The organism is Brachybacterium paraconglomeratum, assembly GCF_003994255.1.
Lineage (GTDB): Bacteria > Actinomycetota > Actinomycetes > Actinomycetales > Dermabacteraceae > Brachybacterium > Brachybacterium conglomeratum.
Window position 1 is genome coordinate 74,759 of sequence record NZ_ML133851.1, and the last position, 11,864, is coordinate 86,622.

Sequence of the window (11,864 nt, forward strand, 5' to 3'; positions counted from 1 at the left end):
CGGACACCCCCGGCGCGGACCGGGCAGTGCGGAAGGGGCGGCGCGGACGGGGCGGCGCGGACGGGGCGGCGCGGCGCCTCAGCGGCGCAGCACGACCTCTCCCTCGCCGAGCTCGGTGATGTCGCCGCTCAGGCCCAGGCGGCGCACGGCCTCGCCGAGGTCGGCGTAGTGGTGGACGTAGCCGGCCTCCACGAAGGAGCGCGCCACCATCCGGTCGTGGCAGAGGGTCCCGCCCAGGTGGTCCGTCTCGTGCTGGAGGATCCGCGCGGTCCAGCCCACGTGCTCCTCGTCGACCTCGCGCAGGGAGCCACCGGGCAGCAGCTCCAGGGCGCGCAGGCGCACCCGGCGCGAGCGGGGCACGATCGACTGCCAGCCGTCGACCGAGAGGCAGCCCTCGAAGGCGAAGACGGTCTCGTCCCCGACCGGCTCGACGACGGGGTCCAGCAGGGCGCGCAGCGCGAGCGGGCGGCGCTCGAGCAGCTCGTCCTCGGGATCCTCCCCGTCCTCGGCGGCGAAGGGGTCCTCGACGACGTAGAAGCTCATCGGCAGCCCGATCTGCGGGGCGGCGAGACCGACGCCGGGGGCGTCTCTCATCGTCACGGTCATGGCGTCCGCGAGCTCTGCCAGGAGCGCGGGCTCGAGGCGGTCGCGGGCGGCGACGGCGGTGCGGCGGAGGGCGGGATGCCCTGCCTGCACGATGCGCAGCGGGGCGCCCTCGCGGGGGCGCCGGTCCAGGATCTTCCGGGTCAGCTCAGCAGTGTCCACCACCCCAGTATCCCGTGCCCGGCGCTGTGCACGGGAGTGCGCCGGGCCGGGTCCTGCCGAGCAGCGGACGCGGCGGAGGGACGGTCCGGTCGAGGCGCGGCCGGGACGACGGCGCGCCGCTGGCGGCAGGGCGGACCGGGAGGGTGAGACGTGCGATACACTCTGCCGTGCCGGTGCGATGGAGCACCCCCGAGGAGCTCCCCGAACCGGTGTCACAGTCACTTCACAACGGATCGTCCGGCACGTACCTGCCGGTGAAGGAGAACCACCATGGCAACAGTCACGTTCGACAACGCCTCCCGGGTCTACCCGGGCCAGGAGCGCCCCGCGGTCGACAACCTCAACATCGAGATCGGCGACGGCGAGTTCCTCGTCCTCGTCGGCCCCTCGGGCTGCGGCAAGTCGACCTCCCTGCGCATGCTCGCCGGTCTCGAGGAGATCGACGCGGGCCGCATCCTCATCGGCGATCGTGACGTCACCGACGTCCCGCCGAAGGACCGCGACATCGCCATGGTGTTCCAGAACTACGCGCTGTACCCGCACATGACGGTCGCCGACAACATGGGCTTCGCCCTGAAGATCGCCGGCACCCCGAAGGCGGAGATCCGCAAGCGCGTCGAGGACGCCGCGGCGATCCTGGACCTCACCGAGTACCTCGACCGCAAGCCGAAGGCGCTCTCCGGCGGTCAGCGCCAGCGTGTGGCCATGGGCCGTGCGATCGTGCGCTCCCCGCAGGTGTTCCTGATGGACGAGCCGCTGTCGAACCTCGATGCGAAGCTGCGCGTCTCGACCCGCACCCAGATCGCCTCGCTGCAGCGTCGTCTCGGCGTCACCACCGTGTACGTCACCCACGACCAGACCGAGGCGATGACGATGGGCGACCGCGTGGCCGTCCTCGACCGCGGCGTGCTCCAGCAGATCGACTCCCCGCGCCGCATGTACGACCACCCGAACAACGTGTTCGTGGCCGGCTTCATCGGCTCCCCCGCCATGAACCTGCTCGAGGAGAAGCTGACGGACCAGGGCGTCCAGTTCGGCGGCGCCGTGCTGCCGGTGGACCGTGCGACCCTCTCGGACACCGACCAGTCCACCGTCACCGTGGGCGTGCGCCCCGAGGACCTCGAGCTCGTCGGCGACGAGCAGGGCATCGCGGTCGAGGTCGACGTGGTCGAGGAGCTCGGCGCGGACGCGTTCATCTACGGTCGCCGCGCCGGCAGCGACGAGACCGCCAAGCCGTTCATCGCGCGCGTCGACGGCCGCCGTCCCCCGGCCAAGGGCGAGACCGTCTACTTCCGTCCCAAGGAGGGCCACCTGCACCTCTTCGACGCGAAGTCGGGCAAGCGCCTCGGCGACTGAGCACCCCCGCTCCGCACGACGGGCGTCCGGCTCCGGCCGGGCGCCCGTCGTCCGTCCCGGGCGGCTCCGTCATCCGTCCACGGCGGGCTCGTCGTCCGTCCCCGGCGGGCTCGGCGCCGCCGCCCCCGTCGGCCCCAGGACGGTTCCCGGCGACCTCGGGGCCGCGACGACACGAAGTCCCGAGCCGTGATCTTCCCGTCGGACCGACGTGAAATGTGGAAGCGTATGGGCCTGGCCCTCGCGCTCGGGAGAGAATGGACCCATGGCACCCCTGGAGATCACCGCGTCCCGTGCAGACCCTGCACTGCTGGATCTGCCCTGGGAGACGCCGCTGGAGCAGTGGCCCGACGAGATCCTGGCCGCGCTCCCCCGCGGCATCTCCCGCCATGTGGTCCGCTTCGTCCGGGTCTCGGGGCGGGTGCTCGCGCTCAAGGAGATCAACCACCACCTCGCCCAGCGCGAGTACGACACGCTCAAGGTGCTCGGCCGGATCGGCATCCCCTCGGTCGAGCCCTTCGCCGTGGTCTCCGGTCGCACGGGCCGCTCCGGCGAGGCGCTGGACGCCGTGCTGATCACCCGCCATCTGCAGTTCTCCCTCCCCTATCGGGCCGTGTTCAGCCAGGTCTCGCGCCAGGACACCGCCCAGCGCCTGCTCGACGCGCTCGCCGTGCTGCTGGTGCGGCTGCATCTGGAGGGCTTCTACTGGGGCGATGTGTCGCTGTCGAACACGCTGTTCCGCCGTGACGCGGGGGCCTTCGCCGCCTACATCGTCGACGTCGAGACCGGTTCCCTGCACGAGACGCTCACGACCGGGCAGCGCCACTACGACCTCGACCTCGCCCGCACCAACATCATCGGCGAGCTGATGGACCTGCAGGCCGGCGACATGATCGACCCCGAGGTCGACCCTGTCGAGATCGGCGACGACCTCGTGGCCCGCTACGAGGAGCTGTGGGAGGCGCTGACCTCCTCGGAGCGCTTCTCCGCCGACGAGCGCTGGCGGGTCTCCGCCCGGATCGAGCGGCTGAACAAGCTCGGCTTCGACGTGGGCGAGCTCGAGATCACCACCGACCTCGACGGCACGACCCTCTCGATCCGCCCGAAGGTCGTCGACGCCGGCCACCACTCGAGGCGCCTGATGCGCCTGACCGGCATCGACGCCCAGGAGAACCAGGCGCGTCGACTCCTGAACGATCTCGACCAGTTCCGCGCGGACACGGAGCAGCAGGCCGAGGAGGAGGAGTTCGTCGCCCACGAGTGGCTCAAGGACCAGTACGAGCCCGTGGTCCGGGCGATCCCCCGGTCGATGCGCTCGAAGCTCGAGCCGCCGGAGTTCTTCCACGAGGTGCTCGAGCACAAGTGGTTCCTCTCCGAGCAGGCCGGCGTCGACGTGAGCCTCGACGACACCGTGCGGCACTACATCCTCAACGTGCTCATCCACCGGCCCGACGAGAAGTCGCTCGTGACCACGGAGACCTCGGCCCTGCCGATCGTCGAGGCCTGAGCGGGCCGGGAGGAGACCGAGACGAGACGTGGCTGCGTCGGAGCGGCGCCGGCATCCCCGGCTCGACAACCTGTCCCTGCGCGATCAGTTGGGCGTGGACCGGCTGGGGCGCCGGCTCGTCCAGATGATGATCGGGCTGACCGGCTTCGGGCTGTCGCTGGCGATGCTGCTGCGCTCGGGGCTGGGCGGCGCGCCCTGGGACGTCTTCCACGCGGCGCTCGCCGAGCGGCTCGGCGCGACCGTGGGGTCGATGAGCATCGCGGTGAGCTTCGTGCTGCTCCTGCTGTGGATCCCGCTGCGCGAGCGGCTCGGGATCGGCACGATCGCGAACGCGATCTGGGTGGGGGTCAGCATCGACCTCGGGATGCTGATCCTGCCGGAGGCGAGCTCGCTGCCCATCGCGATCGCCCTCATGCTGCTCGGCGTGGTGGTCAACGGGATCAGCGGCGCCGTCTACATCGGCGCGCAGCTCGGTGCGGGCGCCCGCGACGGGCTGATGACGGCGCTCAGCCGGGTGCTCTCCCGGCCCGTCGGGCCGGTGCGGATCGTGCTCGAGGTGATCGTGCTGGTGACCGGATGGCTGCTGGGCGGACCGCTCGGGCTCGGCACCGTCGTCTACGCGATCGCGCTCGGCCCCGTCATCCAGCTGGTGCTGCCCCACATGCTGATCCCGGTCCGCTCGGTGCGGGGCAGGGAGCCCGGCGCCGCGCTCTGAGGCGCGCGGGCCGGGGCTCTCGGGCCAGGCCGGGACTCTCGGGCCGGGCCGGAAGGGTCAGGCCAGCCCGTGCTGGTCCCGGACCCCGGAGATCTCGTAGAGCGCGATCGCGGCGGCGACCGAGGCGTTCAGCGACTCGGAGCGCCCCGCCATCGGGATCGAGACCACCTGGTCGCTGGTCTCCCGCGCGAGGCGGGAGAGGCCCTTGCCCTCGGCGCCGACGACGAGCACGGTCGGCTGGGTGCCGAGCTCGAGCTCGCGCGAGGTGACGTCGCCGTCCGCGTCGAGGCCGAGCACGAACACGTCCTGCTCCTTGAGCGCGGCGAGGGTGCGGTTGAGGTTCGTGACCTGGGCGACGCGGACGCGGCCGGCGGCGCCCGCCGCGACCTTCCACACGCTCGCGGTCATCGACACGCTGCGCCGCTCCGGCAGGATCACGCCGTGCGCGCCGAAGGCGTCGGCCGAGCGGAGGATCGCGCCGAGGTTGCGGGGATCGGTGATGCCGTCGAGCGCGACCAGCAGCGGCGGCTCGAAGCGGTCCGCGGCGATCTCGAGCAGCTCGTCGACCTCGGCGTACTCGTAAGGCGGGATCGTCAGCGCCACACCCTGGTGCACCGAGTGGTCGGTCATGCGGTCGAGGTCGGTGCGGGTCGCCTCGACGACCGGCAGCGCCCGCGCCGCGGCCAGGCGCATGATCTCCCGCACCCGCTCGTCGGCGTCGATCCGCACCATGAGGGTCAGCTGGGTGGCGGGGATTTCCTCCCGCAGCGCCTCCAGCACCGCATTGCGCCCGGCGACCTGGTCGCTGCCGGGCGCCTTGCCCTTGGCCTTGGGCCCGCCGCGTCGTCCCGCGGCGCCGGAACCCGAGCCGCCGGAGTACTTCTTGTGGTTCGGGCGCTCCTCGGCCTTCGGGGTCGGGCCCTTGCCCTCCAGCCCCCGTCGGCGCACACCGCCGGAGCCGACGGTCGCGCCCTTCTTGCCCTTGCGCACCGCGCCGCGGCGCGAGCTGTTGCCTGCCATGGATCGTCTCCTCAGTCCTGCTCAGTCTCGGGTCTCGAGGGTCCAGCGGGCGCCGCCCTGGCCGTCCTCGATGCGGATCCCGGCGGCGGTCAGCGCATCACGCAGCGCATCGGCCCGGGCCCAGTCCTTCTCGGCGCGCGCCGCCTCGCGGGCGGTGAGCTGCGCGGAGATCAGTGCATCGAGCGCTGCATGCTCCGCCCCGGCGGCGCCTGCCTCCCCGCCCCACTGCTCCCCCAGCGGGTCCAGCCCCAGCACGTCGAGCATGGCCCGCAGACGGCCAAGGCCCTCGGCGACCTGGGCGCCGTCCGCCCCGCCGCGCGCGGCCAGGAGCGTGTTCAGCGCCGCCTGCTCGCGATGGATCACCGCGAGCGCCTCGGGGACGGAGAGGTCGTCGTCCATCGCCGCGACGAACTCCTGCGGCAGCTCGACGGCGCGCAGCTCGGCGTCGGCCGCGGCGATCGGGTCCTCCTGGAGCTGCTCGGCGGCGCGGCGGGCGGTCGCGGAGAACCGCTCCCACACCGTCTCCGCCTCCCGCATCGCGGTGGTGTTGTACTCGATCGTCGCGCGGTAGTGGCCGCCGACGAGGGCGAGGCGCACCGCCGCGGCGGGGTGCTCGCCGAGCGCATCGGCGGCGGTGACGAAGTTGTCCAGGCTCTTGCCCATCTTCAGCCCGTCGACCGTGACCATGCCGGAGTGCATCCAGCGCTGGGCGAAGCCGTAGCCGGCGGCGTGGGACTGCGCCTGCTCGTTCTCGTGGTGCGGGAAGCGCAGGTCGAGCCCGCCGGCGTGGATGTCGAAGGTCTCGCCGAGGTACTTGCGGCTCATGGCGGAGCACTCGAGGTGCCAGCCCGGGCGGCCGCGGCCGAAGGGCGTGTCCCAGGAGGCGGTCTCCGGCTCGGTCGCCTTCGCCGCCTTCCACAGGGCGAAGTCGCGGCGGTCGCGCTTGCCGGGCTCCATCTCCTCGCCCGCGTCCTGCATGTCCTCGAGGGACTGGCGGGTCAGCGCGCCGTAGGCGGGCAGGGAGGCGACGTCGAAGTAGACCGAGCCGGCGCCGTCGGCGTAGGCGTGGCCCCGCTCGATCAGGCGCTGCATGAGCTCGATCATCTCGGGCACGTGCCCGGTGGCGCGCGGCTCGTAGGTGGGGCGGCGGTTCCCGATCCGGTCCAGCACGTCCTGGAACTCGCGCTCGAAGCGCAGCGACCAGGCGAACCACTCGGCGCCCGCCTCGGCGGACTTCACGAGGATCTTGTCGTCGATGTCGGTGACGTTGCGGACGTGCGCGACCTGGTAGCCGCTGCGCTCGAGCCAGCGCACCAGCACGTCGAAGGAGAGGAAGGTGCGCAGGTGCCCGAGGTGGGGCGCGCCCTGCGTGGTGGGACCGCAGACGTACAGCGACACCGCCCCCTCGCGCACCGGGGTGAACGGTGCAGTGGTGCGGGTGGCGGTGTCGTGCAGGTGGAGAGTCACGTCCCCAGGGTACTGCCTGGTGGCGCCGTCTCCGCTCAGCCGGTTCGACCGGCGCGCGCGGTAGGGCCGATCGGACCCCGGGCGGTCACTCGGTGCGGGCGCTGACCTGCTTGCCGTAGAGCTCCTCGAAGGTGTCGTCGTAGGAGACGGCGTTGCTGCGGCGCTTGCCCTGGACGGCCTGGACCGCGGACTGGGCGGTCTCGATCGTGGTCTCGGGGGCCTTCAGCTTCCTGGAGACCAGGAAGGCGACGAGACCGGCGATCGCGCCGAGGAGGATGAACACGCCGGCGACGATGAGGAACGAGCCCCAGGCCGGCAGCCCGAGCGCCTGCAGGCCGGTCGCGGCCGCGAACAGCAGCATGACCCAGGCCGACAGGAGGAGGAACAGCAGCACGGCGGCCATCGCGGCGATGATGCCGACCTTGATGCCGAGGGCCGTGATCTCCTTCTTGGCGATGTCGATCTCGTGATGGACGACGCCCAGGAGCTCATCGCGGATGGACTGGACGAGCTCGCCGATGGACCGCTGGGTGGGCGGCGTGCTCGGGTCGTTCGTGGTGTTGATCATGATCGGAGCCTATCGCAGGGTGTGGGCGTTTCTGTGTCGGATCGAGCCGGATCGAGGGAGCGGGCCGAGGGCTCAGTCCACCGAGATCCGCTTGCGGCGGGTGGTCTCGGGGCGGGGGCCGGCGGCGGTGGTGCGGCGCGCCACCAGGGAGGGGGCGACCGCGACGTCCCGGAAGGGTCCCTCGTGGCCGGAGACGCGGTCCACCAGCATCTGGGCCGCCAGGGCGCCGAGCCGCTCCGAGTTCGGGTCCACGCTGGTCAGCTCCGCGACGCCGGAGGAGGCGAGCGAGGTGTTGCCGTAGCCGGCGACCGCGAAGGCCTCCGGCACGTCGTAGCCGGCCTCGCGGGCCGCGGAGAGCACGCCGACGGCGGTGACGTCGTTGGCGCAGGTGACCGCGGTGGGGACCTGGCTCCCGCGCAGCAGCATCGACCCGGCGGTCTGGCCGACCTGCTCGGTGAAGTCGCCCGGCTCGACCCGGGCCGAGTCCGCCAGGCCGTGGCGCGCCATCGCGGCGCGGAAGGCATCGGCGCGCTCGCGGGCGACGGCCGCGCCGACCCCGCCGACGTGAGCGATCTCGCGGTGGCCGAGGCTCACCAGGTGGTCGACCAGGAGGCCCTGCCCGACCTCGTCGTCGATGCGGACCGTGTCGATCCGGCCGACGAGCTCCTTCGAGCAGCCGATCCCGACCAGGGGTCGGTTGCCGGTGGCCTCGAGGACCTCGTCCATGTCGGCGAGGTCGGAGACCATCAGGAAGCCGTCCACGCCGAGGTGGACGAGGTTCTCGATCGCGTCGGTGTCCACGGCGACCGGGTACTCCGGCAGACGCCGACGGGTGGGCACGACGACGGCGGTGCGGCCGGTCGCGGCGAGCTCGATGCGGATCGAGCGGACGAGGTCGGAGATCCAGGTGTTGCGCATGGTGTTCACGAGCACGGCGACGACGCCGCGGTGCTCCGTCTCCCCGCTGAGCTCCTCGAGCGGGAAGTGCAGGCGCTCGGCGGCTTCGCGCACGCGCTCCACCATCCGGGGCTTGATCTCGTCGGCGCCGCGCAGGGCGCGCAGCGCGACCGCGCTGGAGATCCCCAGCGAGTTCGCGACGTCGCGGAGGGTGCCGCGGGAGGCGCCGTCGGCGTCGAGCTCGGCGGCGGTCGACTCCACGTCCTCGACCATCTGGCCGGTCGAGCCGTCGTCGGCCTGGGCGGCGGCCGCGTCGTTGTGGGGGTCCAGGGAGCTGTCGGAGGAGGTGGCGTCACTGCTCATGGCCTCCATTGAACCGCATCGGCGGCGGCCGCGGCGGCAGGTCCGCGGCAGCAGTCGGTGCGGTATGGCTCACCCGGCGCGGGCGGCGCGGGGGATATCCCCCGCGCACGCGGACGGCGGGCCCGGTGGGACCGGTCGCGAGGGCCCGTCTAGGGTCGAGCCATGGACGAGACGAGCGAGAGGACCGGGGCGCCCGCCCGGTCCCGGATCTCCCCCGCCGCGCTGGCCTCTGTGGTCGTCGGCGGGGTGCTGAGCCTCACCTGGTGCGTGGCGAGCATCGTCATGCTCGTGACCGGGCTGGGCGCCCTTCCCGCCCTGGGCAGCGGGCTGCTGCTGCTGGTCCCGTGGCTGCTGCTGATGCAGGTCGCGGTGCGGATCGAGCGGCACCGCGCGGTCGCGGTGCACGGCATCGGGGTGAACATCCCCGCCCGGCGCCGCTCGCTGCGCCGCGGTGCGGCCGGCTGGCTGCAGGACCGCTGGTTCGAGCTCGGCACCGGCGGGTTCTGGCGCGGGGTCCTCCACCACCACCTCGCGATGATCGTGGCCGGGGCGTTCCTGCTCGTCGCCCTCGCGATGCTGTGGCTGGGCTGGTCCGGCTGGGAGCTCGCGCTGCTGCACGGCCCCGTCCGGATCGGGAGCCTGGAGATGTCCCGCTGGGTCCTCGCCGTGCTCGGCACCGCGGCACTGGCTCTCTGCGCGGTGCTGCTCGCCCTCGGCGCGCTCGCCGACCGTGGTCTCGCCCGCGGCCTGATCTCCGGCTCCGAGGAGGAGCTGCGCGAGCAGGTGGCGGACCTCGCCGAACGGCGTCAGGGCGCGGTCGACGCCGCCGCCCAGGAGCGGCTGCGCATCGAGCGGGACCTGCACGACGGGGTGCAGCCGCGCCTGGTGAACCTCGCCATGACCCTGGGCCTCGCCCGCACCGCGATCCGCACCGACCCTGACCGGGCCGAGCGGCTCGTCGGCGAGGCGCATGCGGAGGCGAAGGCCGTGATGACCGACCTGCGCCAGCTCGCCCGCGGGATCCACCCGGCGGTGCTCACCGACCGGGGCCTGGATGCGGCGCTCTCCGCCCTCGCCGCCCGCTCCCGCATCCCCGTCGACCTCGACGTCTCCCTGCTGGGGCCGGCGCACGCCGGGCTGGACCGGGAGCGGGAGGGCGTGGCCTACTTCGTGGTCGCCGAGGCGCTGACCAACATCGCCAAGCACGCGGAGGCCGAGCAGGTCTCCGTGAGCGTGCGCCAGGACCCGCACGCGCTGCGGGTGCGGATCGAGGACGACGGGCGCGGCGGCGCGCGGGTGCGCCGCGACGGGCTCTCCACCGGCCTCGCCGGGCTCACCGACCGGGTCCGCGCGACCGGCGGCGTGCTCGGGATCAGCAGCCCCGTCGGCGGCGGCACCGTGCTCGAGGCCGTCCTGCCCACCGGCGCGCCGTCCTCCGGCGCCGCTCCCCTGCGACCGGCCCTGTCCGCCGACCTGACCGCCGTCCCCCTTCCGCGCCCGACCGACGGGACCGGGACCCGAGACCAGACCCTGGAGGTCCCCCGATGAGGATCGTGATCGCCGACGACGCCGTGCTGCTGCGCGCCGGGCTCGAGAGGCTCCTGACCGACGCCGGCCACGAGGTGGTCGCCGCGGTGGGCGACGCGGCGGGCCTGCTCGCCGCCGTCTCCCACCACCGGCCCGACCTCGCGGTGATCGACGTGCGGATGCCGCCGACGTTCACCGACGAGGGCGTGCGGGCCGCGGTGCTGATCCGGCAGCAGGATCCCGAGGTGGCGCTGCTGGTGCTCTCCCAGTACGTCGAGGAGCGCTACGCCTCCGATCTCATCGCCGACTCCTCGCACGGCCTGGGCTACGTGCTCAAGGACCGGGTCGCGGACGTGGAGGAGTTCCTCGGGGTGGTGGCCGACGTCGGCGAGGGCGGGACCTGGCTGGACCCCGAGGTGGTCCAGCAGATCTTCGTCCGCTCCCGCCGGCGCCGCACCCTCGAGGCGCTCACCCCGCGGGAGCGCGAGGTGCTCTCCCTGATGGCGCAGGGCCGCTCGAACCAGGCGATCGCCGATGCGCTGTTCGTCTCCGCCGGAAGCGTCGAGAAGCACATCTCCTCCCTGCTCACGAAGCTGGACCTGCCGCCCGTGGACGGCGAGAACCGACGGGTCATGGCGGTGCTGCGCTATCTGGAGTCGGAGGACCGGACGTGAGCACCGTGGACCGCGGGCCCGCCGCGCGCAGCGATGCCGCGTCGGACGGCGGCGCGCTGCGGGAGGTGGACGCCGCCGTGGTGGGCGACGGCGCCTCGGGGGCGGGGCGCGGCCTGCCCCCGGAGCGTCGGTACGACCCGCCGCGCCGGCTCACGCCCTCCCGCGAGCGCGACCGCCCCTGGCGGCGGGGCGTCGTCCTCGCCGGCGGCGCCGTGATGCTGGTGGTGATCCTGTTCCTGGCCGCCTCGACGGCCTTCACCTGGTGGAACGGCCGCGCCTACCAGGACGTCCCCGCGACCGCGGGTCTCGGGACCCCCTCCTCGCTGCAGCTGACCAGCACCCTCGGCGATGTGCGGGTGCTGCCCTCCGAGGAGGTCGACGAGGTGACGCTCTCGCTCGTCACCCCGGGCACCACGGTCCCGTCGCCGGCCGGGGAGCAGGTCCGCGCCCGTCTCGAGCGCGGCGGCACGGGCTCCGCCGTGGCCATCGCCGTGAGCCAGCCCGAGAGCTACTCCACCTGGCCCGGCCTCGACGACACCCGCGACGTGCTCGTGCTGGTCCCGGTCGGGCACGAGCTGGACCTCGACCTCCGCACCGATGTGGGGGACGTGGTCGCCGAGGGCGACTTCGGCTCCCTCGCGGTGCGCTCCGACGTGGGCGACGTGCACCTGGGCACCACGAGCATCGCGGAGGACGTCACCGTCTCGACCGAGGTCGGGGGGATCGAGGCCGACCTCGCCGCCCCCGGCCCTACGGCCGTGGACCTCTCCTCGACCCTCGGGGACATCTCCCTGCAGCTCCCCGCGGAGGCGAGCGGAGCGGTCGGGGCGGTGACCGAGCTCGGCGACGTGCGGATCGCGGTCGGGGGCACCTCGACGTGGCAGGTCGAGACGCGCAGCTCGCTGGGCGAGGTCACCGTGGACCCCGCGCTCCGCGGCTCCGAGGCGGAGTCCGCGGGCACGCTGACCGCCGTCACCGAGACCGGGGACGTCACGCTCACGCGCTGAC

11 protein-coding genes are annotated in these 11,864 nt (G+C 73.4%); 6 read left to right on the forward strand and 5 right to left on the reverse strand.

What is annotated here, in order from left to right:
* Positions 1-78: 78 nt before the first annotated feature.
* Positions 79-765: a peptide deformylase gene (locus DS079_RS00370; RefSeq protein ID WP_126984357.1), complete on the reverse strand. Its 687-nt coding sequence runs from the start codon at positions 763-765 to the stop codon at positions 79-81.
* A gap of 270 nt (positions 766-1,035) precedes the next feature.
* Between DS079_RS00370 and DS079_RS00375 the strand changes: the two genes are divergently transcribed.
* The 3 genes from DS079_RS00375 to yczE all read left to right on the forward strand — a co-directional run bounded on the left by DS079_RS00375 (position 1,036) and on the right by yczE (position 4,340).
* Positions 1,036-2,121 (forward strand): ABC transporter ATP-binding protein, encoded by a 1,086-nt coding sequence (locus DS079_RS00375; protein WP_062949645.1) that lies wholly within the window; start codon positions 1,036-1,038, stop codon positions 2,119-2,121.
* Positions 2,122-2,383: 262 nt separating this feature from the next.
* Positions 2,384-3,625, forward strand: coding sequence for a DUF4032 domain-containing protein (locus DS079_RS00385; protein ID WP_126984359.1), 1,242 nt, complete (start codon positions 2,384-2,386; stop codon positions 3,623-3,625).
* Between the two features lie 28 nt (positions 3,626-3,653).
* Positions 3,654-4,340 (forward strand): membrane protein YczE, encoded by a 687-nt coding sequence (gene yczE, locus DS079_RS00390; protein ID WP_126984360.1) that lies wholly within the window; start codon positions 3,654-3,656, stop codon positions 4,338-4,340.
* 57 nt (positions 4,341-4,397) lie between these two features.
* Here the strand turns inward: yczE and rlmB are convergent, their stop codons facing one another.
* From rlmB to DS079_RS00410, 4 genes are all read right to left on the reverse strand, one after another.
* A complete protein-coding gene (gene rlmB / locus DS079_RS00395; protein ID WP_126984361.1) occupies positions 4,398-5,360 on the reverse strand; it encodes a 23S rRNA (guanosine(2251)-2'-O)-methyltransferase RlmB in 963 nt (320 codons plus the stop codon).
* A gap of 21 nt (positions 5,361-5,381) precedes the next feature.
* Positions 5,382-6,827 (reverse strand): cysteine--tRNA ligase, encoded by a 1,446-nt coding sequence (gene cysS / locus DS079_RS00400; protein ID WP_126984362.1) that lies wholly within the window; start codon positions 6,825-6,827, stop codon positions 5,382-5,384.
* Positions 6,828-6,912: 85 nt separating this feature from the next.
* Positions 6,913-7,395 (reverse strand): phage holin family protein, encoded by a 483-nt coding sequence (locus tag DS079_RS00405; protein ID WP_062949637.1) that lies wholly within the window; start codon positions 7,393-7,395, stop codon positions 6,913-6,915.
* 72 nt (positions 7,396-7,467) lie between these two features.
* On the reverse strand, positions 7,468-8,655 hold the full coding sequence (locus DS079_RS00410) for a LacI family DNA-binding transcriptional regulator (protein ID WP_010551026.1): 1,188 nt from the start codon (positions 8,653-8,655) through the stop codon (positions 7,468-7,470).
* 162 nt (positions 8,656-8,817) lie between these two features.
* Here DS079_RS00410 and DS079_RS00415 point away from each other — a divergent pair, with 162 nt between their 5' ends.
* From DS079_RS00415 to DS079_RS00425, 3 genes are read left to right on the forward strand one after another with little or no spacing between them, the layout of a single operon-like run.
* Entirely contained in the window at positions 8,818-10,203 is a 1,386-nt protein-coding gene (locus DS079_RS00415) for a sensor histidine kinase (RefSeq protein WP_126984363.1), read from the forward strand.
* Positions 10,200-10,856 carry a response regulator transcription factor gene (locus tag DS079_RS00420; RefSeq protein ID WP_062949631.1) on the forward strand — a complete coding sequence of 219 codons (657 nt, stop codon included), beginning with the start codon at positions 10,200-10,202 and terminating at the stop codon, positions 10,854-10,856. Before DS079_RS00415 ends, DS079_RS00420 begins: the two co-directional genes overlap by 4 nt.
* Positions 10,853-11,863, forward strand: coding sequence for a DUF4097 family beta strand repeat-containing protein (locus tag DS079_RS00425; RefSeq protein ID WP_126984364.1), 1,011 nt, complete (start codon positions 10,853-10,855; stop codon positions 11,861-11,863). The genes DS079_RS00420 and DS079_RS00425 overlap by 4 nt, the downstream gene beginning before the upstream one ends.
* Position 11,864: the final 1 nt, after the last annotated feature.

Coding starts and splice junctions, on each gene's coding strand:
- DS079_RS00375 (WP_062949645.1), top strand. CDS start 1,036: ATGGCAACAGTCACGTTCGACAACGCCTCCCGGGTCTACCCGGGCCAG.
- DS079_RS00385 (WP_126984359.1), top strand. CDS start 2,384: ATGGCACCCCTGGAGATCACCGCGTCCCGTGCAGACCCTGCACTGCTG.
- rlmB (WP_126984361.1), bottom strand. CDS start 5,360: ATGGCAGGCAACAGCTCGCGCCGCGGCGCGGTGCGCAAGGGCAAGAAG.
- DS079_RS00405 (WP_062949637.1), bottom strand. CDS start 7,395: ATGATCAACACCACGAACGACCCGAGCACGCCGCCCACCCAGCGGTCC.
- DS079_RS00410 (WP_010551026.1), bottom strand. CDS start 8,655: ATGAGCAGTGACGCCACCTCCTCCGACAGCTCCCTGGACCCCCACAAC.
- DS079_RS00415 (WP_126984363.1), top strand. CDS start 8,818: ATGGACGAGACGAGCGAGAGGACCGGGGCGCCCGCCCGGTCCCGGATC.
- DS079_RS00420 (WP_062949631.1), top strand. CDS start 10,200: ATGAGGATCGTGATCGCCGACGACGCCGTGCTGCTGCGCGCCGGGCTC.